General features: G+C 58.3%; 19 protein-coding genes and 1 pseudogene. 12 read left to right on the top strand and 8 right to left on the bottom strand.

The window, feature by feature from the left end:
* The first annotated feature begins 282 nt into the window (after nucleotides 1–282).
* Nucleotides 283–783, top strand: coding sequence for an Lrp/AsnC family transcriptional regulator (locus ABH944_RS16725; protein ID WP_404609224.1), 501 nt, complete (start codon nucleotides 283–285; stop codon nucleotides 781–783).
* 81 nt (nucleotides 784–864) lie between these two features.
* Here the strand turns inward: ABH944_RS16725 and ABH944_RS16720 are convergent, their stop codons facing one another.
* From ABH944_RS16720 to ABH944_RS16705, 4 genes and pseudogenes are all read right to left on the bottom strand, one after another.
* On the bottom strand, nucleotides 865–2,052 hold the full coding sequence (locus ABH944_RS16720) for a porin (protein ID WP_404609222.1): 1,188 nt from the start codon (nucleotides 2,050–2,052) through the stop codon (nucleotides 865–867).
* 720 nt (nucleotides 2,053–2,772) lie between these two features.
* Entirely contained in the window at nucleotides 2,773–3,981 is a 1,209-nt protein-coding gene (gene ltrA / locus ABH944_RS16715; protein WP_404609220.1) for a group II intron reverse transcriptase/maturase, read from the bottom strand.
* Between the two features lie 1,068 nt (nucleotides 3,982–5,049).
* Nucleotides 5,050–5,538, bottom strand: coding sequence for a GntR family transcriptional regulator (locus tag ABH944_RS16710; protein WP_404609436.1), 489 nt, complete (start codon nucleotides 5,536–5,538; stop codon nucleotides 5,050–5,052).
* Nucleotides 5,521–5,676, bottom strand: a pseudogene (locus ABH944_RS16705) (GntR family transcriptional regulator); the annotation flags it as partial. The gene ABH944_RS16710 and the pseudogene ABH944_RS16705, both read right to left, overlap by 18 nt.
* A gap of 268 nt (nucleotides 5,677–5,944) precedes the next feature.
* On the opposite strand from ABH944_RS16705, the gene ABH944_RS16700 reads away from it, so the two are divergent.
* The 11 genes from ABH944_RS16700 to ABH944_RS16650 all read left to right on the top strand — a co-directional run bounded on the left by ABH944_RS16700 (nucleotide 5,945) and on the right by ABH944_RS16650 (nucleotide 18,350).
* Nucleotides 5,945–6,760, top strand: a complete 816-nt coding sequence (locus ABH944_RS16700) for a DeoR/GlpR family DNA-binding transcription regulator (RefSeq protein ID WP_404609219.1) — start codon at nucleotides 5,945–5,947, stop codon at nucleotides 6,758–6,760.
* A 112-nt stretch (nucleotides 6,761–6,872) separates the two neighbouring features.
* Nucleotides 6,873–7,859, top strand: a complete 987-nt coding sequence (locus ABH944_RS16695) for a tagatose kinase (RefSeq protein ID WP_404609217.1) — start codon at nucleotides 6,873–6,875, stop codon at nucleotides 7,857–7,859.
* A 359-nt stretch (nucleotides 7,860–8,218) separates the two neighbouring features.
* Complete coding sequence (locus tag ABH944_RS16690) at nucleotides 8,219–8,977, top strand: GolD/DthD family dehydrogenase (RefSeq protein ID WP_404609215.1); 759 nt, start codon at nucleotides 8,219–8,221, stop codon at nucleotides 8,975–8,977.
* Between the two features lie 327 nt (nucleotides 8,978–9,304).
* Nucleotides 9,305–10,660 (top strand): ABC transporter substrate-binding protein, encoded by a 1,356-nt coding sequence (locus ABH944_RS16685; RefSeq protein WP_404609213.1) that lies wholly within the window; start codon nucleotides 9,305–9,307, stop codon nucleotides 10,658–10,660.
* Nucleotides 10,661–11,083: 423 nt separating this feature from the next.
* Nucleotides 11,084–11,497: a hypothetical protein gene (locus ABH944_RS16680; RefSeq protein WP_404609212.1), complete on the top strand. Its 414-nt coding sequence runs from the start codon at nucleotides 11,084–11,086 to the stop codon at nucleotides 11,495–11,497.
* 131 nt (nucleotides 11,498–11,628) lie between these two features.
* Nucleotides 11,629–12,705, top strand: coding sequence for an LLM class flavin-dependent oxidoreductase (locus ABH944_RS16675; RefSeq protein ID WP_404609210.1), 1,077 nt, complete (start codon nucleotides 11,629–11,631; stop codon nucleotides 12,703–12,705).
* Between the two features lie 14 nt (nucleotides 12,706–12,719).
* Nucleotides 12,720–13,316, top strand: a complete 597-nt coding sequence (locus ABH944_RS16670; RefSeq protein ID WP_404609208.1) for a cysteine dioxygenase family protein — start codon at nucleotides 12,720–12,722, stop codon at nucleotides 13,314–13,316.
* Entirely contained in the window at nucleotides 13,313–14,902 is a 1,590-nt protein-coding gene (locus ABH944_RS16665; protein ID WP_404609207.1) for a rhodanese homology domain-containing protein, read from the top strand. Before ABH944_RS16670 ends, ABH944_RS16665 begins: the two co-directional genes overlap by 4 nt.
* 140 nt (nucleotides 14,903–15,042) lie before the next feature.
* Nucleotides 15,043–15,978 carry an ABC transporter substrate-binding protein gene (locus ABH944_RS16660; protein ID WP_404609206.1) on the top strand — a complete coding sequence of 312 codons (936 nt, stop codon included), beginning with the start codon at nucleotides 15,043–15,045 and terminating at the stop codon, nucleotides 15,976–15,978.
* 24 nt (nucleotides 15,979–16,002) lie between these two features.
* Complete coding sequence (locus ABH944_RS16655) at nucleotides 16,003–17,235, top strand: acyl-CoA dehydrogenase family protein (RefSeq protein WP_404609204.1); 1,233 nt, start codon at nucleotides 16,003–16,005, stop codon at nucleotides 17,233–17,235.
* Nucleotides 17,232–18,350: an LLM class flavin-dependent oxidoreductase gene (locus ABH944_RS16650; RefSeq protein WP_404609203.1), complete on the top strand. Its 1,119-nt coding sequence runs from the start codon at nucleotides 17,232–17,234 to the stop codon at nucleotides 18,348–18,350. The genes ABH944_RS16655 and ABH944_RS16650 overlap by 4 nt, the downstream gene beginning before the upstream one ends.
* Before the next feature lie 168 nt (nucleotides 18,351–18,518).
* On the opposite strand, the gene ABH944_RS16645 is transcribed toward ABH944_RS16650, so the two are convergent.
* The 4 genes from ABH944_RS16645 to ABH944_RS16630 all read right to left on the bottom strand — a co-directional run bounded on the left by ABH944_RS16645 (nucleotide 18,519) and on the right by ABH944_RS16630 (nucleotide 21,749).
* Nucleotides 18,519–19,013 carry an Lrp/AsnC family transcriptional regulator gene (locus ABH944_RS16645; protein ID WP_404609201.1) on the bottom strand — a complete coding sequence of 165 codons (495 nt, stop codon included), beginning with the start codon at nucleotides 19,011–19,013 and terminating at the stop codon, nucleotides 18,519–18,521.
* A gap of 45 nt (nucleotides 19,014–19,058) precedes the next feature.
* Nucleotides 19,059–19,784, bottom strand: coding sequence for a haloacid dehalogenase type II (locus tag ABH944_RS16640; RefSeq protein WP_404609200.1), 726 nt, complete (start codon nucleotides 19,782–19,784; stop codon nucleotides 19,059–19,061).
* 88 nt (nucleotides 19,785–19,872) lie between these two features.
* A complete protein-coding gene (locus ABH944_RS16635) occupies nucleotides 19,873–20,598 on the bottom strand; it encodes a haloacid dehalogenase type II (RefSeq protein WP_404609198.1) in 726 nt (241 codons plus the stop codon).
* 164 nt (nucleotides 20,599–20,762) lie between these two features.
* Nucleotides 20,763–21,749: an ABC transporter substrate-binding protein gene (locus ABH944_RS16630; protein ID WP_404609197.1), complete on the bottom strand. Its 987-nt coding sequence runs from the start codon at nucleotides 21,747–21,749 to the stop codon at nucleotides 20,763–20,765.
* Nucleotides 21,750–21,816 lie beyond the last annotated feature (67 nt).

Raw genomic sequence — 21,816 nt, 5'->3', positions numbered from 1 at the left:
ACGCACGCCGGCCTGTAAAGCCCCGACAGCGTTGAAAGCGTGCCGAAAAAGCGCGTTTCGTTGATGAAAATTGTAGGACTATCGTCCGCGCAGTTAAAGTGGCAAACTTGCCGAAATCAAGCCATTAACCGGCATACTGCCTGCACTTCCCGGCAGTTTGTCTGGCGCCGTGCTCTGAACCCTTGACCAGAATTTACGGCGATCCGATTGTTCGGTTTACGCAGCGTGCGGCGTCCAGGACAACCCGACAGGTGTGTTGGGAGAACCATGTGAGGAACGACAATGAGCAGAGCAAATGACGCAACTGACCGTCAGCTCATAGCGTTGCTGCAGGCCAATGCGCGCGAAACCACAACGGCGCTGGCGACCATGCTCGGCGTCGCGCGCACAACCATCCAGGAACGGATGGCGCGACTTGAGAACAATGGCACCATCATTGGCTATTCAGCGATTCTCGCGCGCGATCCGTTCGCAGACTATACCGAAGCTTTGCTGATGGCCGCGCTGTCTAACGGCAAGATTAAGGACGTGGTCGAGCGGCTCAGGCTGCTGCCTGAAATCAAACTGTGCCAGTCGATCGATGGCGACTTCAATCTGGTCTGCCGGCTGGAAGTGCCACGAGTCGAGGACCTCGATGCGCTGCTGGACGAGATCGCGGAGATTCCGGGTATCGAGCGAATCCGTACCTGGGTGATGTTGGGGACGCGCTTCGACCGGCGTGGCGGGGAGGACGTTGTGTCCGGGCACCAGGCGTTTCCGATCGGGCGCGGCGAAGCCGGTTGAATTTGTGGACGGTTCGGTGTTCGGTCGAGCGCACCACGCACACCCTGCAGATCGTTTGCAGGGTGTCACGCGTCATCGGTTTCAGAAACCGGTGCGTACACCGATGATCGCAATCGTCTGATTGCTGGTGCCGGCATAGCCAAACGAACCCACGGAAGCCTGTGCTGTCTGCACTGTCGTCGTGCCATTGCTGTTCTGCACCAGTTGCTTGCCGCTCGCGTGCTGATATCCCGCAACCGCATAGACCGAGGTGCGCTTGGACAACGAATAGACAGCACCGGCGAAGCACTGGTTATACGTGGCAGATGTGTTGCCACTGGCGCTCATGTACGTGTATCCCGTGCCGATTGCCAGCGCCGGTGTCCACTGGTAGGTGATTGACGCCGTACCGGAATTGAAGCGTTCCTCGCCCGCAAACGTTGAAAATCCATCGCTTTTATACTGCGAATTGCTATAGGTACCGCTCAGAATGAACGATCCCGCCGTATATTGCGCACCGACTCGAGCGATGGAGATTGATGCCGCCGAGATGTATCCGCTGTTGACGATGCCGTCAAACAACGGATCGCTTGAACCGGTCCACGCATTGGTTGCACTGCTGATGTTGCGTCGCGTGCCGGAACCCGGATTTGGGTTGTCTGCTCGGAAATAGCCCCCTGCAACCGACAGATTGTTGAACGAATAAGTGAGCGCTCCACTGTACGTCGCGCCTTGTCCCATTGCGCCAGCTACGTTGCCAAATCCATACATCGCCTCGGCCTGCAAGCCGTTCCACACGGGCGATAGATATTTGACGGAACTGGATACGCGAAGGCTGTTGTCGTAGTTGTCGATGTCACCCGGTGTAGCCGTCACACTGCTGAACGTGTTATCCGCGGTGAGAGGCTGGATCAGATCGACGAGCGGGTCATATTGCCGCCCGAGCGTCACCTTACCCCAGCTATCTCCGCTGAGCCCGACAATGGCTTGCCGGCCGAACATGCGGCCGCCGTTGCCCAGCGCGCCGGTACTCTCATTGAAGCCGTTCTCGAGCTGGAATATTGCCTTCAGACCGCCGCCGAGATCCTCCGTGCCCTTGAAACCAAAGCGCGAATTGGACAACCCGTGCCTGAGCGTGACCAGATCGTCCTCACCACTCGCGTGGTCGACAAATGCAATGCCATTGTCGATTCGACCATATAGCGTGACACTGTTTTGCGCGTGCGCTGTCCCGGCGACGCCCGTTATCACGCCTATCATCACCAGTCCGTTACGCATTGACTGTTTCATCGTCTGAGCCTCCAAAGCAAGAAAATCTCCCGCGAGGGGATGTATAGGATAGGTTCTTTTTCGTTAGTATTATTTCGTTCTACTACTAGATACGCCTGGACATTGAAATGAATCCATTGCTTCGACGCACTGCGTCATGCGTGGCTCAACAGAACGGGTGCACTTCGAGACAAAGTCTAGGGTTTCAGAAATTCGGCCGATAGCTGCATTTCTGCCGAAAAATGGCGGTCTGGGCGGCAGATCGATTGATGTTTTTGACGGTTTGACGGCGGTTGGCATTGTTTAGACAACAGGCCGACACTAAGACACTCTCAGGTTGGGTTTTGATATGGATTGGTCTCTCGTGAACAGTAGCGAATATTCAGAAGATGCAAGGCACGGGCGGACGGCTCGATCTGTACCGTCTGCAAAGCATGACAAAGTAAGCAGGGGCGCCGGCCGATGTATCCCTGCCAGAATATCGAATCGACGCCATTGTCGGAGGCCGGCAGCGCTTTCACGTGTAACGCCGTCTGCAGCTTCTGAACACTGATCGGAGTTGACAAGGTTGCCCAATCTCCAGGTCCTCAGTGCATGTTGCGTTGGTCTTGAACTAAGGCCCCTTCCCTCCACCGGCTTCAGCAGTGTCGGGTCGGAGGAGGCGCGCTTGCGCGCTAGCCTCCGTCCGCCGCTCAAACTGCACGTGCCGTTTTCCGGCATGCAGCTTTCACAAAGATGCGCTCAGCGCAGATTAAGTGAAGGTATTAGAAAGACGAGGCGAACAAGACCCATCTCGGTATAAAGCAATCGCTCGGGAAGCTGTTTCCAGCCGCGGCAACGCCATCGCTTGAATCGATGCGACCAGATGCGCCGCAGGATCCAGCGATCAAGACGGGCGAAGAGCTTACGGATGTGAGCCTTGCAGAAATACAGCCCCCAGCCGCGAATGACCGGATTGATTTCAGCGATCAACCCCTGTGTGTCCACAGGCGCCTTACGCCGAGTGCGCTTGCGTATCTGATCCTTAAAGTGTTGAAGGGATTTCTCGCGTGGATACGCATAGAGGTCACCCTCACGGGTGCCGCTACGGATCTTGCTGGAGGGCAGTGCAAGACGACGACTGCCCCGCTTGATCTTGTACCCCAGAAACTCGAAACCACGTGACACATGAACGATGTGCGTCTTGCTTTCGTTCAAGATCACGCCCAACTCCATCAGAATCTTCTTGGCTTGTTCTAACGCTTGATACGCTTCTTTCCGGGTGCGACATGTCACCACCCAGTCGTCTGCGTACCGCGTTAATCGATAGCCACGCCTGCGCATCTCCCCGTCAAACGGAGTCAAAAGAATGTTACTCAAGATCGGTGAAACCACCCCACCTTGAGGTGTTCCCTGCTCAGTCTCCAGTCGCTTACCCTCGGCGATACAGCCCGCCTTGAGCATCTGCTCAATCAAACGCAGCACACGACTGTCTGAAACGCGCTGTCCTACCAAGGCCAGTAGCTTCTCGTGTTCAACGGTCCCAAAAAAATTCTTCAGATCCGCATCAACAATCCACTCATACCCTTCGGCCAACTCCTTCCAGATCTTGCGCAGGGCATCCTTCGTCGATCGTCCCCGCCGGTATCCAAAGCTGGCTTCATCGAATACCGGCTCAAAGATCGGTTCCAGCCGATTCAGCAACGCCTGCTGACATACTCGATCATAAATATTCGGTATGCCTAACGGACGATACTTTCCCGGCTGACCGGACTTCGGGATCAGTTGCTGCAGTACCGGCTGCGCTTGGTACTTCCCGTCTCTGAGTTCAGTGTGCAAGCGATCAAGCTGCTCCTCCAGACGCCGCTCGAAATCCGCCAGACTTTGCCCATCAACTCCTCCCGCCCCAGCATTGCGCTTCACCCTCAGCCAAGCCATCTCCAAGTTCTTACGCTTGTAGACCTTGTCCACCAATGAGTGAACCTTCCTTTCTCCTGTCGGATTCAACCAGTCCGCGAGTCTCCTCGGACCATGACTTCTGGGTCTTTCGCTTAAGGAACTTATCCGCGTCATTGTCTTTACTCATCTCACGTTCTTGCCGTTTCCAACCATCTCTGTCAACTGCCTTCCCCAGCTCACTCTGCTGCCGCCTGCGCGGTCACATGGCTTTCGCCACGCTTCAGGTACTATTCAGTTGTCCGACTACTCGCCCGGCTTCGCTTCCCACTTCGCTCTCACTTATAGGGTCGCTTATCCCGGTGCCACCCGGGAACCGGACGAGTCTCCTGAGATCACGCGCTGTTCTTCCGTACCGTGCCGTCCGCAAACACCTTGGTGCGGTGGGTGAATGAGAACGCCTTCGCCCCATAGTGCGGGCTCGACCTTGCCCCACCTTTGGCCGACCGGTTCATCATGGGGTCGCCCCCTCGATTACGGCCCGGTACTTCTCCTCATGCCCTTCGGATTCCACCTCGCGGTGGACACCCTGCCCTCCGGAGTATTGCGAGGTGGCGGCTTCAGGTCCACCTTGGCCGTGTCCGGCTTTCGCCTTCGTGCCCGTTTAGGCTCCTCCATACCTTCCCACCTCTCTCCGGCCAGCGAGGCATTACCCCCGCTTTCGGATATAGCGCCCCTCATCCGAGCGCCAGAGGGACTTCAACCCTCCTGAACAACGCGCTGCTCAGCGCACACTACGGGCCTCTCCGTCATCCCAAGGCGCCCGGCCTGTCCCTCGCGGGCATCCAGTTCATCATCCCTGACCACACCAAGGGACTTCCCGTGTTGCGCACGCTTTCCTTATGTACATGCTGTCGCCACTACCCCGGCACACCGACCGGGCGTCCAGCCTGCTCATTCACCCAGCCGCAGCCGCGGGACGCCACGGGCCGTCTTCATTTCATTGCACAGTGCATCAGCGCCGGTACGGAGTTTCGACGCGCCGTTATCAAGCACACGACGATATTCATCACTGTTAGTTATCCTCATTTTAGAAAATCCTCGAATTCCCGGTGAAACGCACTTTAAAAAAACTGCAGCGAATTAAAAGGAGGGAGATTGGTACACGATTCTGTCCAGAGCACCACGAACGTGCGCAACGGCCAGGGATTCCGCGCGATCCGCATCACGTTTCTCGATCGCGTCAATGATTGCCAAATGCTCTTTGTGGACTTCTTCCGCGCGCCGCCGCGTGAGTGTGGCAAGCCCAGCCCGCATTACCAACTGGATTTTGTTGTTGAAGTTCTGGAGGACTACGTTGAGTTCAGCTGAACCCGCCACTTCAGCGATCGCCATGTGAAACGCAATCCCGGGCGCCACTGCATCGAGATTGCCGCCATCTTCAATGGCGATGGTGTGCTGATTCAGCGTCTCTGCGTTTGAGCGCAGATGCCCCACGAGTGCTAGCGTCGCTTTCTCCGCGGCCCAGCGCGCTGCAATACCTTCCAGCGCGGCACGGATCGTGTAAATCTGCTTTATTTCGTCAGCGGACGGATTCCGGACGGTAACCGCCTTGTTGAGTCTGCCAACCACCAATCCTTCGTTTTCCAGCGTGATCAACGCCTCGCGAATCGGCGAACGGCTCATCGAAAGCTGCTCGGAAAGCGCTTTTTCGTAGATGGGTTCGCCTGGCTTCAGCGACCCTTCGAGGATGGCGTTTCGCAAGATATCCGCGACCGTACTGCCAAGCGCAGCGCGTGAGGGGGGCCCAAAACCATTTTTTCTCCTGTCGCGCGTGTAATGTCGACACTCGACAAGCTATGTCGACACAAGAGCCACGTCAAGCCCCAAGGCGCCTGATGCGTCTACGAGTTCTCAGATCGAGCTACATCGCCGCTAGGGAAAATCACTACCTTCGTCCGACAAGAATCGCTAGGTGATCTTTCGATTCGAAACTATTATCTTTCGAAACGGAGGAATTACTTTCGAGATCGAAGACATGCTCGCAAACAAGAGTTCCCTGAAGCGGCGCCTGCAGATCGTTGAACTGGTCCGCAAGCGCGGCGAGGTTTCGGTCGAGGAGCTCAGCCAGGCGTTCGACGTGTCGAGCGTGACGATTCGCACTGACCTCACCTATCTCGAGGAGCAGCGTTACCTCGTCCGCTCTTTCGGGAAAGCTCGCTACCTTGCTCAGCGGTCGGGAAACAACGTCGTCATCCCGGAGGTCGACGGTGCTGCGCGAAAGGCTTGGGAGACGGCGATCGCCCGTTTCGCGGCAGAGGCCGTCGACGACCATCAATCGGTGATGTTGGGCGCGGGTGACATAGTCCACAAGATCCTGCCATTTCTTTCGGACAGGGCGAATCTCGCGCTGCTGTTGCAAGACATTGGAATGGCACAGACCGCACAGCGCTTCGTTCACTGCGAGCTACTGCTGACAGGCGGCCAGCTTGAGCAAGGCGCCACGACGTTGACTGGCCCCGATGCGGAAGCGTCAGTGACGCGCAGATCAATCGACCTGTGCATCCTGGAAGTGTCGGGTCTTGATCGGGACGGCAATCTTCTTTGCGCAGATCCCGCAGTTGCACGCGTATCTGAAGCGGCTAGGCGAGGTGCCACCCGCACGATCGTAGTTGCGTATCAGCCGCAGCTGGGTGAGCACGACGGAGAAGTTTTCGGGAACGTTTCTGACATCGACGCCCTGTTCCTCGATGACGGAATTGACCTGGAGACGATGGCGCTGATGCAGAGCAAGGGCCTTCAGTTCCACAGAAGGGAAAGCGGAATTCTTGAGTTTCGCAAATCCACGGCCTAGTCCACTGTCAAAGGAAGACACACCATGAATTTGAAGCAGACCACCATCGTCGCAGCGCTGGATGCTATCGCCTTCAATGGCATTGTGATTGCACCAGTTGACTCAAAGCGCCATGGCTAACCCTGAACTGCACAAACCCGGCGAGGCCGGCTATATCTTGACGATGGGTGAGATCCTTGTCGAAATTATGGCGACGGAGCGCGGGCAGTCGTTCCGCAGCCCAGGTACCCTGATCGGTCCGTATGCGAGTGGCGCTCCCGCGATTTTCATTGACCAGGTCGCGCACATGGGCAGCCGCTGCGCGATGATCGGTTGCGTAGGCGGCGACGATTTCGGCGCGCTCAACGTCGAACGCCTGCGCTCAGACGGTGTCGACGTATCGGGTATTTCGGTCATCAAATCCGCCACGACTGGAAGCGCTTTTGTCACATACCGGGAGGACGGAGAACGCGATTTTATCTTTAACATTGCTAACAGTGCTTCGGGGCAATTGTCTGTCGGTAATATCAGGGACGACCTTCTGAAGGCCTGCAAACACTTCCATGTGATGGGATCGTCGCTGTTTTCTTTTCGCATCATTGAAGCGATGAAAAAGGTTATCGAGGTTGTCAAGGGGCACGGCGGGACGGTGAGCTTTGACCCGAACATCCGCAAGGAAATGCTGCGCATTCCGGAAATGCGGGAGGCGCTGGACTTCATCCTCGATTACACGGACGTCTTTCTGCCAAGCGGACATGAAGTGACGCTGCTTGCCAGCGCAAGCACCGAGCACGGTGCTATTGAAGAACTGCTGAAGCGCGGGATTCGCGAAGTCGTCATCAAGCGCGGCAAGGATGGATGCAGCTTCTATGATGGGCTGAATAAAATCCATACTCCCGGCTTTCGAGTGCAGGAAATGGATCCGACAGGCGCCGGCGATTGCTTCGGCGCAACGTATATAGCCTGCCGCTCGCAAGGATTCAGTGCAGATAAAGCGCTGCGCTACGCATGCGCGAGCGGTGCGCGGGCCGTCACTTTCCGTGGACCGATGGAAGGGACAGCGACACTTGCCGAACTCGACGAATTCATTGCGAAGACTGGCGAGCGACCCGATACATGACATCGTGGCGCACCTCGCCGGTGAAAATCCTGCGGCGCAAAAGATGAAAGGGATCTACTCCATCTGCTCTGCTCATGCGTGGGTGCTTGGCACCGCAATGAAACAGGCGCTGCACGATGGGACACTTGAATGGGGGCGCTATTCCAGGAAACCTGCTGAGCCGCTACGTGCCGGAACAATATTGGCAAGTTCGTCGGGATGCGATCGAGGGGTCTCCGATAAGCAGTTGGAGTTGAATTTTAACGTTGGGACAGGCGTTCAAATCGGCTATCCAAGACCCGCCTTGGTCGATCAATCGAAGCCGACCCGGTCGAATCTGATCGGAGCCATTTATAGACACGCACCATCAAGGAACAATCATGGTCTCCAAGTCAAATACCTCTTATGATTTTACAGATGCTGTAGTTGTGATCACTGGCGCAGCGGCCGGGATCGGGCGCATGGCTGCGGAGCTATTTGCAGACGCGGGCGCCACCTTGGCGCTCCTGGACCGCGCGGAGTCGGTCAAAGAAGTGGCCGCAAGTTTGGGCTCCAAACATAGCGGTTGGATCGTTGATGTTACCGACGGCGAGTCAGTAACCGAAACCGCGAACGGGATTTTAGCGTTATGTGGTCACGTGGACGTGTTAGTCAATAATGCTGGCATCGGACCTCTTGCGCCGGCGGAGAATTTTCCATTAGAGACGTGGGACAAAACAATCGCCGTCAACTTGACCGGACCATTTTTGGTCACTCGAGCGTTCGCGCCAGTCATGCTCGCGCGGAAAAGCGGAAGGATTATAAACCTGGCTTCCCAAGCCGCAGTCATCGGCATCGAGGGTCATCTTGCCTACTGCGCGAGCAAGGCCGGAATCATCGGAATGACAAATTGTATGGCGCTCGAATGGGCACCTATGGGAGTGACGGTCAATGCCATTTCACCAACGGTGGTTGAGACCGAACTAGGGCTAAGCGGGTGGGCGGGAGAAAAGGGAGACCGAGCCCGAGCCACAATACCCACTCGTCGGTTTGCGAAGCCTGCCGAGATAGCGTCCGCCATCATGTACCTGGCGAGCACGGAAGCGGCCATGATAAATGGTGCAAACCTGATGGTCGACGGAGGCTACACCATCACCTGAGTCTTACGCACATTAAGTGATCGGGTCAATGCAGCGTAAATCCTCTCGTGCGTTGGTTGATGTAAAGGGCGAGTCCCCGCTGGCTCGCCGGGTAAATAGTCACGAAGAAATACTGAACGTCGTCTTACGGTGGCGTGGCGCAGCTTTGGAATCAGGTTTGCAGTTCCCGGCAGGACTCGTTAAATGCAGTATCCGACGTTTCGGCAGAAGCAAGCGTTATCTGCGTCACTATTTTCCGCTTATATAGTAGTTCGGCCGCGAGCATTTCATTCATGACTGAACCGCTCCGCCCAATTTCGGTGCTTGATTAATATTAAGGAGACAGAAATGAAAGCAAAGCTCTATCGTAGTCAGGGAACCATGCGCGCGTTACGCCGTCGTCTTACCGTGATTGCGTACGCGTGCAGCATCTTGGGGGTATGTGGCGTTGTACACGCCACCACCGTGACGATCGGCGTTCCCAATAACAATGATCAGATTGAGCTCAAGAAGCTGTCACCAGCTTTTGAAAAGGCTAACCCTGACATTCAGTTGAAATGGGTGGTGCTTGAGGAAAATGTACTTCGTCAGCGCTTGACAACGGACATCACGACCAACGGCGGCCAGTTTGATGTCCTGGCGATCGGAACATACGAGGCGCCCTTGTGGGGGAAGCGAGGATGGCTCGTTCCAGTGAAAGACCTACCGGCTGACTACGACCTCAACGACCTGTTCAAGACCGTGCGCGACGGGTTATCCAGTGACGGCAAGCTTTACGCGCTACCGTTCAACGCAGAAAGTTCGATGACGTTCTATCGCAAGGATTTGTTCGCGGCAAAGGGTCTGACAATGCCCGACCACCCCACCTATGAACAGATCCGGGGATTTGCTGAAAAATTGACGGACAAGGAGAACGGTGTATATGGCATTTGCCTTCGCGGCAAGGCAGGTTGGGGGGAGAACATGGCTTACGTCGGTACCCTCGTTAACACGTTTGGCGGCCGATGGTTTGACGAGCAATGGCATGCACAGCTCACCTCTCCTGAATGGAAGCGCGCAATCGGATTCTATGTGAACCTCTTGCAGAAATACGGTGCCCCCGGAGCCAGTTCGAACGGATTCAACGAAAATCTTTCCTTGATGACAAGCGGCAAGTGTGCCATCTGGGTTGATGCAACCTCCGCTGCCGGCATCCTGTACAACAAAAAGGAATCTTCAGTAGCAGACAAGGTGGGATTCGCGGCGGCCCCGGTGCAGGATACAGTCAAGGGTTCTCATTGGCTGTGGTCTTGGGCACTTGCGATCCCAAAGACGTCGAGATCGCAGGATGCAGCAAAGAGGTTCATCGCGTGGGCGACTTCGAAGGAATACATCAAGCTGGTCGGAGCCGATATAGGCTGGGCATCCCTCCCGCCCGGCACCAGACTCTCGACGTACCAGTTGCCTGAATACAAGGCTGCTGCGCCGTTTTCAGAGTTCGTACGGAACGCGATCGAGACGGCGGATCCAGATCATCCGACTGCGAAGCCGGTGCCATATACCGGCGTGCAGTTCGTCGGCATTCCAGAGTTCCAGTCGTTTGGCACGGTAGTGGGTCAAAGCATCTCGGGTGCTGTCGCCGGGCAAACGACCGTCGATCAGGCGCTGCAGTCCGGACAGGCGATAACCGATCGGGCGGTACGCCAGGCCGGCTACCTGAAGTAATGCACGCACTACGATCCGGCGCTGCAGAGTGGGCCACGTGACGTACGAGGCGTGGCCCGCGCATCGAGAGGTGACATTTCAACCCTCAGGTGCGGATTAATAGGTTCGTGTTCCTCAACCGTCCCATGCTCAGCCTGGAGATTCATCTTTATCATGCTGATTACCGGGCGTTTTTTCGTACTTTCCCCAGCTTTCATTGTGTAAAAAATGCCGTTAATTAGGCGATCCATAAAAAGCCTAAAGAATTGCCGCGAGTTGCCGTAGATACCGGGAGTGAGACCTTGTTCTCACGTCGAGTGCACACCTGCGGCCATCGGACAGTACTTGCCGATGAACAATTCACCTCGAGGTCATGACGGTATGGGAATTCTCGGAAACACCTTTAGCACGTTCTTCCGCAGCCACGGGCGGACACACCCCGGCATGGCGCAGAAGCTTGAACGCGCGCTTCGGCGCGAAGGCGACTTGAAACGCGAACTGACGCAATTGCGGCTCGGGATGTCGTCGAATGCACCGGATATCGACGTCAAGATGGACCTGATGAAATTCGACGTCGCGCAGGAAAAAGCAGCGGTCGCGAGTTTGACAGCGGCGCTGCTCAGCGCGCAGGAAGACCTGGAACTCGAGAAAGCGAACCGGTCGGCTGCGGTTCATCTCTTGAAGAAACATGGTGTGATCGATGGCGTTTCTTACGCGAGCTTTACACGCGAGCAACGGGTCGAACTGATTGCCGTGGCAATGGATGAAGTCGCCGGGAAAGAGACGACCAGCCGATGGCGTGCACGCTCGCCGGCTAGTGCGAAGTCGGGATCGTGGGGTCGGGGCAAGGGGTCGTAAGGCATATCTTTAGCTGGTTTTGATATTTAAGATCTGCGTCAGCCGATGTTAGCCTTTAGAGCTATCGGCAGCGTCCTGAAGCGTCTCTTCACGCACTGCCTCACCGTGCGAATCAACGAGGAGCGTCTTCCGTGAGCGTCGAATTCATCGGCATGATCCAGCAGCAAAAAGTGTCGGAAACGCATTTGGCGCGCGGTCCGGCAATCGATATCGACTACCTCCGCGACTTCGCCCAGGCGCACGAAAAAGCCGGCTTCGACCGCATTCTCGTGCCCTATCAGTCGACCAGTCCCGACGCCATGCTGACCGTCGCCTACGCGGCCGGCGTCACGCAGCGCATCCACTTCATGCTCGCGCATCGCCCAGGCTTCGTCGCGCCGACCCTGGCCGCCCGCCAGCTCGCCACACTCGATCAGCTCAGCGGCGGCCGCCTCGCAGTCCACTTCATCTCGGGCGGCAGCGACGTCGAGCAACGCCGCGACGGCGACTTTCTCTCGCACGACGAACGCTACGCCCGTACCGACGAATACCTGCAGATCCTGCGGCGCGTGTGGACCGAATCCGAACCCTTCGATCACGAAGGCCGCTACTACCGCTTCGAAAAGGCCTTCTCCGAAGTACAGCCCAGGCAGGCCCCATACGTGCCGATCTATTTCGGCGGTGCATCGGCCCCGGCTATTGAAGTCGCGGGCAAGCACGCGGACGTCTACGCGCTGTGGGGCGAATCAAAAGAACAGGTGCGCGAACAGGTCACGCGTGTTCGCGCTGAAGCGGCCAAACACGGACGCAACGTGCGCTTCTCCGTATCGTTCCGGCCAATTCTTGCGGCGACCGAAAAGGCCGCATGGGAACGCGCCGAACATATCCTTGCTGAAACGCGGCGGCTGCGTGCGTTGCAAGGTCTTGGTGAAGCAACGCCGCAGCAAAGCGAAGGCGCGCGCCGTCTGCTGGCTGCGGCGGGCGACGGCGTGCGTGCCGACGATCGCCTGTGGACCGGCGTGGCGAAGGAAATTGGTGGCCGCTCGAATTCAACGGCGCTCGTTGGCACGCCCGCTCAAGTGGCGCAAACGCTGGCCGAATATCACGCGCTCGGCGTCACCACGTTCCTCATTCGCGGCTTCGATCCGCTTGAAGACGCGCTCGATTACGGCCGCGAGTTGATCCCGGCCACGCGTGAACTGACCTCGCAAATAGCCCACGCGGCGTGAAGCTGCAATAAGCGATGAGCCATGTGAAACTGCGCGGATTTATAAGCGAGATTGCGCAACTCGTCGATCAAAATTTGCCTGAGGCGCAACTACTCGAACAAGGCGCGGTTTCGCTAGGCAAGCTGATAGCCGAAGACGACTGGCTGCCCGATGCCTACGCGCAACCATCGCCTGATCGCTACCAGCAATTCCTGCTCTATGCCGATGCCCGCCAACGCTTCTCCGTCGTCAGCTTCGTCTGGGGACCGGGTCAGCAAACGCCCGTTCACGATCACACGGTATGGGGTCTCGTCGGAGTATTGCGCGGCGCGGAAGTCGCACGCGCATACGCACGCAACCACCACGGTGCGCTCGTCACATCGGGCAACGACCAGTTGCTCGAACGAGGTGCGGTAGCGGCGGTGTCGCCGTCCATTGGCGATATCCATCGTGTAAGCAATGCGTTCGATGACCGCGTATCCATCAGCATTCACGTGTACGGTGCGAACATCGGCGGCATCTCGCGGCACGTCTATTCCCCCGACGGACCGCCGAAACCCTTCGTCTCCGGCTATACGAACGACACGCTCCCCAACCTCTGGAACCTCTCGAAGGAACAACCCGACTCATGAGCGCCATCTCCCAGCGCAGCTTCAACGACGTACGCGACGCCCTGCTTTCAAAGCGCGAAGTAGCCTTCCTCGATGTCCGCGAAGAAGATCCGCACGCGCAACGTCATCCGTTGTTTGCAGCAAACCTGCCGTTATCCAAGATCGAACTCGAAGCGTTGACGAAGCTGCCGCGCAAGAGCGTGCCGATCGTTCTTCTCGACGACGGCGAAGGTCTCGCGGAACGCGCCGCACGACGGTTTGAAGAACTCGGCTATACCGATGTTTCGTTGTTCGAAGGTGGCCTGAAAGGCTGGGAACGTGCAGGCGGTGAAGTGTTCCGCGATGTCAACGTGCCCAGCAAGGCGTTCGGCGAGTTCGTGGAAGCGAAGCGGCATACGCCGGCGTTATCGGCTGAAGCCGTCGATGCATTGCTGAAAAGCGGCGAGGACGTGGTCGTGCTGGACGCGCGCCGCTACGACGAATATCAGACGATGAATATCCCGGGCAGCATCAGCGTGCCAGGTGCGGAACTCGTGTTGCGCGCCCGTGCGCTCGCCCCCGATCCCAAGACGCGGGTAATCGTGAATTGCGCGGGACGTACGCGCAGCATCATCGGCACGCAGTCGCTGGTGAATGCCGGCCTTCCGAACCCGGTGGCGGCATTGCGCAACGGCACGATCGGCTGGCTGCTCGAGGGCCAGTCGCTCGCTCATGGCAGCGCGCGGCAGTTCGCGACCGACGACGGCCGTGCCGACGCCGCTTCGCGCGAATCTGCCCGCGCCGTAGCTGATCGCGCCGGCGTGAAACGCACGACGCTGGCGGAGGCGCAACACTGGGCAAACGACGCGGAACGCACGACGTATCGCTTCGATGTCCGCACGCCTGCCGAATACGAACGCGCGCATGCAGCGGGTTTTCAAGGCGCGCCGGGCGGCCAGCTCGTGCAGGAAACAGAGATGTTCGCGCCGGTCCGAGGCGCCCGCGTGGTCCTCTTCGACGACGACGGCGTGCGCGCCAACATGACGGCGTCATGGCTCGCGCAGATGAACAACGACGTGTATGTGATCGACGGCGCAACCACCGCCGACCTGAGCGAACAAGGCCCGTGGCGCGCCGCGAAACCGCTGCCCGCCGCCACGCCCACAATTACCGCGAAGGAACTCGCCGCCCTGCTCGACGATCCCTCGAGCCAGACGATCGTGCTCGACTTCACCGCGAGCGCCAACCATGTGAAGGGACACATCCCGGGGGCATGGTGGACGGTACGATCGCGGCTTGCGCTCGACCTGCCCGCATTGCCGGACGCGAAGCAATACGTGGTCACGTGCGGCTCAAGCGCGCTTGCCGCATTCGCCGGGCCGGAAGTGGCGGCGCTCACGTCGAAGCCTGTCCTGTTGCTCGAGGGCGGTACCGCTGCCTGGACCGCGGCAGGCTTGCCGCTTGCCAAGGGCGAGACCCATTTGGCGTCACCGCGCGTAGACCGGTATCGGCGCCCGTATGAAGGTACCGACGCTCCACGCGAAGCAATGAACGCGTACCTTGAATGGGAATACGGCCTCGTCGCGCAACTGGAACGCGACGGCACGCATGCCTTCTTTGTAATCTGAAACGAATGGTCTGAAGCATCGCTCATGACGCGGCCCGGTCCGCGTCATTCCAATTCCGGCGATTAGCAAAGCAGAACAATGCGTTTGTCTAATGCCGCGGCAAATCGTATCGTGAATCTTTTGTCCTGCTCAGGCGATTCATGAAACGACGCAACCTCTTGTTGATCGCCGCGTTGACTGCATTCACCACGCTGCATCCTCTTGCTTCGGTTGCCGAAACCGTTCTGAAAGTGGGCGACCAGCAGTTGCAGACACGCGGCATTCTCGAAGCATCCGGCCAGTTGAAAGATGTGCCGTACAAGATCGAGTGGTTCAACTTTCCCGCCGCGCAACCGCTTGGTGAAGCGTTGAATGCAGGTGCAATCGATATAGGCGGCCTCGGCGACGCACCACTGATCTTCGCTTACGCCGCCGGTGCGCGTGTGCGTGCGGTAGCCGCAACCCGCTCACAGCCCGTCGACCTTGCGATCCTCGTGCCAGCCGGATCCCCCATCAAAAGTGCGGCCGATCTGAAAGGCAAACGCATTGCAACCACGCGGGGTTCCATCGGCCATTTTCTGGCCATCGCGACGCTCGAACGTGCGGGCATCAAGCTCTCTGACGTGACGCTGGAGTTCATGCAACCCGCCGATGCCAAGTCAGCGCTGGAGTCAGGCAACGTCGACGCATGGTCTACCTGGGATCCGTATGTCGCGCTCGGTGAATTGCGTGACAACAACCGCAGCGTGGCGAATGGTGTGGGGCTTTCATCGGGACTCAGCTTCCAGGCCGCCACCGACGAATCGATCAAGACCAAACGCGCTGAAATTGATGACTTCGTGCGCCGCGTGGCGGCCGGTCAGCAATGGGCGTTGTCGCATCCCGACGAGGTCGCGGCCATTCAATCACGCGTCACGCATTTGCCTGCCGATGTGCTGAAGGTCGTCTATCAACGAGCGCAGTTGAAGCCGATTACGATCGACAGCAAGGTGATTGCCGAGCAGCAACGCACCGCCGACCTCTATGTTCGCGCAGGCGTGATCAAGACATCGCTCGACGTGACACCGAGCTTCGACGCCCAGTTCACGGCGCACTAAGAAATCTCATCAACGGACCCTTCGATGACCGTACGGCATCCGCCTACTGCCTTGCAGGACCCCATTGCGCTCGGCGCCCTCGCCGATCTCGACAGCCCCGCCGCCGATCAATGGCTCGCCGCGCTCACTCGGCATTTTGCTGCGAGCGCCGGGGCGCTTGATCGTGACGCACTCTTTCCCCACGACAACCTCGCGCGCTTGCGAAGCGCCGGTTTGCTCGCGCTGACAGTGCCGCAAGCACTCGGCGGCCGGCAGGCAACGCTTCCGCAGGTGCTCAAGGTAGTGCGCGCCGTTGCGCGCGGCGAGCCATCCACCGCGCTGATTCTCGTGATGCAGTGTCTTTATCATCTGCGCTTGCAAGCCAACCCGAACTGGCCGCAAGCGTTGAAAGAGCAAGTCGCGCGCGACGCGGTCGAAAATGGTGCGCTCATCAACTCGCTGCGCGTGGAGCCCGAGTTGGGCTCGCCCTCGCGCGGCGGTTTGCCCGGCACGATCGGGCGTCTGACCGATAACGGCGACGCGTGGATTCTCAACGGCAGCAAGATCTATTCGACCGGTAGTCCGGGCCTGACATGGTTCGCTGTCTGGGGCCGCACCGACGAAAGCTCGCCGCGCGTGGGGACGTTCCTGGTTCATCGCGATACAGAGGGCATCCGTTTCGGCGAGCCATGGAACCACCTTGGCATGCGTGCAACGGGCAGTCACGAAGTGATCTTCGAGAACGTGCGTGTTCCCGCTGCTCATGCCGTCGATCTGAATTCTCCCGAGATCGCCGCAAGCGGCATGGACCCTCTCACCACGCTGTGGATGAACGTGCTGCTCTCATCGATCTACGACTCGGTGGCCCGGTCCGCACGTGACTGGTTTGCCTCCTGGGCCACGGATCGCAAACCCGCCAACCTGGGTGCGCCGCTCTCCAGCCTGGGCAGTTTCCAGCAGACGCTTGGCCGTATCGACGCATTGCTGCTCAACAACCGCGTGCTGCTGGACGCCGGTTCGCACGGCAATATTCCGCTGCAAGAGGCACCCGCCATCAAGTACCTCGTGACGCAGAACGCCATCACCGCCGTTGAACTCGCAGTCGAGGCCAGCGGCAATCCGGGGCTAAGCCGCAACAACGCACTTGAACGCCACCATCGCGACGTGCTGTGCTCGCGCATTCATACGCCGCAAAACGACGCGCTGCTCGGCGCATTCGGACGCGCGGGATTCTCCGCACACCAAGCCATATCTTCTCTTAAGGGAGCACCACTATGAGCGTTGAATTCATCGGCTATGTGAGCCATCAGGAATCAAGCGAAATCCACTTGCCGCAAGGATCCGCGGTCAATCCCCCCTACATTGCCGCGGTCGCGCAAGCGCATGAATACGGGGGTTTCGATCGCGTGCTGATCGCTCATTCAAGCGCGTCGCCGGACGGCTTCCAGATCGCGTCGTTCGTGGCGCAACAAACCAGGCGTCTGGGCATCCTGCTTGCGCATCGCCCGGGCTTTGTCGCACCGACGCTCGCCGCCCGTCAACTCGCCACGCTTGATCATTTCAGCGCGGGCCGCACCGCCGTGCACATCATCTCCGGCGGCGACGATACCGAACAGCAACGCGACGGCGACTTCCTCGAACACGACGACCGCTACAAGCGCACCGACGAATATCTCGATGTCGTGAAACGCTCATGGACCAGCGAAACGCCGTTTGATCATGAAGGCACGTTCTATCGGGTAAAGGGCCACCGGTCTCTGGTTCGTCCTGTGCAGAAGCCGCATCTGCCGGTGTATTTCGGTGGTTCGTCGGAAGCGGCAATCCAGGTCGCGGGCAAGCATGCCGATGTCTTTGCGTTGTGGGGCGAGTCGCTGGCCCAGGTCGCCGAGACCATCGAACGGGTGCGCGCGGCAGCCAGACCGCATGGCCGTGAGAACGCAATCCGCTTCAGCCTTTCACTGCGTCCGATCATCGCTTCAACGGAAGAGGCCGCATGGGCTCGCGCGGAATCGATCCTCGCACGCGCGACGGAAGTAGTGAAAAGTAATCCTAACTTTACGCGTCGCCCGAGCGAACCCAAGAACGTCGGTGCGCAACGCCTGCTGGCGGAAGCCGCGAAAGGTACCGTGGTGGACAAGCGCCTGTGGACCGGGATCACCGCGCTGACGAAAGCGGCAGGCAACTCCACCTCGCTGGTCGGCACGCCCGAACAGGTTACCGAAGCGTTGATCGAGTATTACCGCCTGGGTATCTCCACCTTCCTGATTCGCGGTTTCGATCCTTTGGAAGACGCTCTGGGTTACGGCCGCGATCTGTTACCGCTGGTACGCGCGGCCGTTGCAAACGAAGACAGCAAGGCCAGCGCAAAGGAACTTGAAGCGGTTCAGGCCTGAACGAAATCAGGACGCGCGAACGGTGATGACAGAGGGCAACAGCCGCGTATTTTTGACTACTGCAGCAAGGTCGCCAAACGGCGTCATCGCAACACGCTTGACGGCCTGCTCCAACACACTGATGTCTTTGCCCGATCGCGCCGCGATTGATTGCCGGCGTGACGGATCTCACGATTCGTCCGCCAGCAATTTGTCCAACGGCGCGGCGTGCTTCACGAATGGCGACCGGATGACGATATAGCTGAAGTACTTCTCAATGCCGAGGTTGAGATCCAGCAGCCTTTCCACCACCTCCTGATAGTGGCCGATATTGCCGACCAGAAACTTCAGCAGGTAGTCATACCCTCCGCTGACCAGGTGGCACTCGATGATCTCGTCGATCTCTCGCACGTTCGCTTCAAAGCGGATGAAATCTTCGCGTCGATGGTCTTGCAGCATCACCTCGGTAAACACCGTCACCGTAGTCGTCAGCTTGGCGAGATTGAGATGCACGCCATATCCGGAGATGATGCCCGACGATTCGAGCCGTTTGACGCGCTGGAGGCACGGACTCGGCGATAGCCCGACGGCATTGGCCAGGTTTGCATTCGTTATATTGCCGTTCTTCTGCAGTTCCGCCAGGATCTTGATGTCGATCCGATCCAGTTTCTGTCGAGTGGTCATGTCGTGCTCTCGCGTCCGGTGATTTTTTCAGGCGGGTCTTTCAGGTCATCCTTTGCTGAGCTCTTCGTGGTGCGCCTTCACCAGTTGCGCCATGCTCGTGAACTTGAACTCGACCGGCGGCTCCTTGACCGTGCGCATGGTGGCGCCGAAGCCCCGTTGCTCGAACCGCCGGTAGATCCAGCAGGATTTTATGCCAAGCTCGGCTGCCGGTTCATGGTCGTGAAACATGCTGTCCGCAATGTGCAGCGTTTCTTCCTTGCGCACACCGAGCGCAGGAAGAATATCGAGCATGTAGTCGAAGTTTTGGTGAGAGGGTTTATAAGAACCAACATCTTCCGCCGTGATGACCGCGTCGAAATCGACTTGGAGTATCGACCTGCTGCCGGCGAAACTTTCATTGTCGACGTTGGACAGGATGATCAGCTTGAAGTACTTCTTCAGATATTGAAGCGTGCTCGCGGAGTCGGGGAAGGCGGGCCACTGAGCTACTGAACGTCCGTATGCGGCAGCCTCATCCGTTGTATAGGGCACGTTCCACTCTTCCGCGAGCCGCTTGAAGACGACCGCGAGCAGATCGCGATACGGCATCTCCGGTGTGTAGCGCTGCTGAGAGGATTCGTGACGGGCATGCGCCTCGAGTACCTCGTCTCGCGTCAATGGCTTGTCAACGCGCTTGACCAGAGGCGCAAGACCCGCCGTTATGCCGCGTTCCCAGTCGATCAGCGTGCCGTAACAATCGAAGGTAAGCGCCTTGAAGTCAGTGAGTCGCACCTGAACCTCCTAAAAAATAATCGCATTTGACTGCGCGGCCCGCGACCTGCCGCGCAAGGTCCTCTGACGCGGCAGACGCAATCAGGTGTTACTTTTGCCGCACGGCTTCCTGATGCGCTTTCACGAGACCGGCCATAGTGTTGAAGCGGAAGTCCACCTTGGGTTGCTGGCCGGGATTCATTGTCGCACCGAAGCCTTCCTGACCGTGGCGGCGATAAATCCAGCACGATGCCAGGCCAAATTCGTTGGCGGGCTTGTGATCGTGAAACAGGCTCTCGGCGGTATGCAGGATCTTCTCTTTCCCGATTCCACGGTCGCCAAGCTTCTCCAGCATGTATTCGAAATTACGCGGCGACGGCTTGTACGAACCGACGTCTTCGGCCGTGATGATCGCGTCGAACTCGACCTGCAGTTTCGCATTGCTGTAGGTGAAGCTTTCGTTGTCGATGTTCGACAGGATCACGAGCTTGTAGTGCTTCTTGAGATAGTGCAGGGCTTCTGCCGAATCTTCAAAGGCCGGCCAGTTCTGCACCGACTTTCCATACGCTATGCAGTCGTCCGGCGTGAACGGCACCTGCCATTCTTCGGCCAGGCGTTTGTAGACGATCGGCAGCAGTTCCTGATACCGTTTCGCCGGCGTGTATTTTTGCTGCGACGATTCGTGGCGTGCATGGGCCTCGAGGACCTGATCGCGCGTCAGCGGCTGCTTGACACGCTCAAGAAGCGGGCGCAGGCCTTCGAAGATCCCGCTCTCCCAATCGATCAAGGTCCCATAGCAGTCAAACGTCAGCGTGTCGAAGTCGGTGAGTTTCATAACAGTTTGCCCTCAGGTGTTCACGGAATGAGCTCACAGTGTATTGACTCGTGACAGCAGCCGTAACTGATGTCGAGATCAGCATCAGCAGGCCGTATCGTGCAATAGCGGCCGGGCAGCAGAATCTGCTGCCCGGCCGCTATCAGATGCCCTGCCGCGGCTGATCAAGCCTTCGCGAGATAGTCCGACACATTGATCTTCTGCGGCAGGACGCTGCGCGCCGCCAGCCAGTCCGCCGCTTTCTGAAGATCTTGCACGAAGGCTTTATCGTCAACGCCGTGCATGTTGAACTTGCGCTTCATGCTGCTGAGCGTATTGCGGACTTCATCGCTGTAATGACCCTGCTGCTGGGCAATTGTCTCAGCCTCGGCCGAGTTGTCCGACGCCCATTTAGCCTCCTGTCCGTAGGCGGCGTTGACTGCCTTCACGATATCGGCGTTGTCCTCCGCGAACTTGCGCGTGGTCACATAGGAATTGAAATCGATCTGGAAATCCAGGTCCCGCCCTTCAAGGAAAATGTTGTGGCCTTTGTAGTTCGCACGCGCAATGTCCACCCCGGGACTCCACATCGACCATGCGTCGATCTTGCCCTGTGAGAACGCAGGCGCAGCGTCGGGCGGATTCAGATAAACGATCTTCACCGAGTCGCGCGGCACCTTGTGTTTTTCGAGTGCGGCGACAAGCAGGAATTCACCGAGTCCGGAACGATTCACCGCTACTGTCTTGCCCACCAGATCTTCCACACGATCGATACCCGATCCGTCCTTCGCGATGATTGCCGTACTTCGCGGATCAACCACGCAAAACTGCGTGAACACGAGCGGCGAACCCGCGATCATGGCCGCCAGCGCGGGTGTCGTGCTGCCACCGAAACTGAAATCCGCGCTGCCGCCGGTGACCGCCGCGAGCGACGGCGCGTGATTCGGGAAGGGTCCGATCCACTCCACCTTGATGTTGTCTTTTGCGAGAGTTTTTTCGAATTCACCGCGGACTTTTGCAAGCATCGGCAAACCACCGAGCCCCCAGCCGAGGCGAACCGTGTCGGTTTTCCGGCTACCGCAGGCGGTAAGGCCTGTGGCGAACGCCGATGCAGCCACGGTGGTTTGAAGGAAGCGGCGGCGCGACCAGATGAAGGAACTTGGATTTGACATGGTGGGATGGAGTCGGACAGATGAACGGAATCCCGCTCACCGTTAAAGGCGAGCGAGAGGTAATGCA

Source organism: Caballeronia udeis (genome assembly GCF_044909315.1).
Lineage (GTDB): Bacteria > Pseudomonadota > Gammaproteobacteria > Burkholderiales > Burkholderiaceae > Caballeronia > Caballeronia udeis_A.
The sequence above is the reverse complement of the archived record's forward strand: the minus strand, read 5'-3'. Positions and strand labels throughout refer to the sequence as shown.

What these genes read in the sequence shown, in the direction of transcription:
- ABH944_RS16660 (WP_404609206.1), top strand. Translation starts at nt 15,043, where the DNA reads ATGAAACGACGCAACCTCTTGTTGATCGCCGCGTTGACTGCATTCACC.
- ABH944_RS16630 (WP_404609197.1), bottom strand. Translation starts at nt 21,749, where the DNA reads ATGTCAAATCCAAGTTCCTTCATCTGGTCGCGCCGCCGCTTCCTTCAA.
- ABH944_RS16695 (WP_404609217.1), top strand. Translation starts at nt 6,873, where the DNA reads ATGGCTAACCCTGAACTGCACAAACCCGGCGAGGCCGGCTATATCTTG.
- ABH944_RS16665 (WP_404609207.1), top strand. Translation starts at nt 13,313, where the DNA reads ATGAGCGCCATCTCCCAGCGCAGCTTCAACGACGTACGCGACGCCCTG.
- ABH944_RS16650 (WP_404609203.1), top strand. Translation starts at nt 17,232, where the DNA reads ATGAGCGTTGAATTCATCGGCTATGTGAGCCATCAGGAATCAAGCGAA.
- ABH944_RS16645 (WP_404609201.1), bottom strand. Translation starts at nt 19,013, where the DNA reads ATGACCACTCGACAGAAACTGGATCGGATCGACATCAAGATCCTGGCG.
- ABH944_RS16680 (WP_404609212.1), top strand. Translation starts at nt 11,084, where the DNA reads ATGGCGCAGAAGCTTGAACGCGCGCTTCGGCGCGAAGGCGACTTGAAA.
- ABH944_RS16720 (WP_404609222.1), bottom strand. Translation starts at nt 2,052, where the DNA reads ATGAAACAGTCAATGCGTAACGGACTGGTGATGATAGGCGTGATAACG.
- ABH944_RS16700 (WP_404609219.1), top strand. Translation starts at nt 5,945, where the DNA reads ATGCTCGCAAACAAGAGTTCCCTGAAGCGGCGCCTGCAGATCGTTGAA.
- ABH944_RS16655 (WP_404609204.1), top strand. Translation starts at nt 16,003, where the DNA reads ATGACCGTACGGCATCCGCCTACTGCCTTGCAGGACCCCATTGCGCTC.
- ABH944_RS16685 (WP_404609213.1), top strand. Translation starts at nt 9,305, where the DNA reads ATGAAAGCAAAGCTCTATCGTAGTCAGGGAACCATGCGCGCGTTACGC.
- ABH944_RS16725 (WP_404609224.1), top strand. Translation starts at nt 283, where the DNA reads ATGAGCAGAGCAAATGACGCAACTGACCGTCAGCTCATAGCGTTGCTG.
- ABH944_RS16670 (WP_404609208.1), top strand. Translation starts at nt 12,720, where the DNA reads ATGAGCCATGTGAAACTGCGCGGATTTATAAGCGAGATTGCGCAACTC.
- ABH944_RS16690 (WP_404609215.1), top strand. Translation starts at nt 8,219, where the DNA reads ATGGTCTCCAAGTCAAATACCTCTTATGATTTTACAGATGCTGTAGTT.
- ABH944_RS16635 (WP_404609198.1), bottom strand. Translation starts at nt 20,598, where the DNA reads ATGAAACTCACCGACTTCGACACGCTGACGTTTGACTGCTATGGGACC.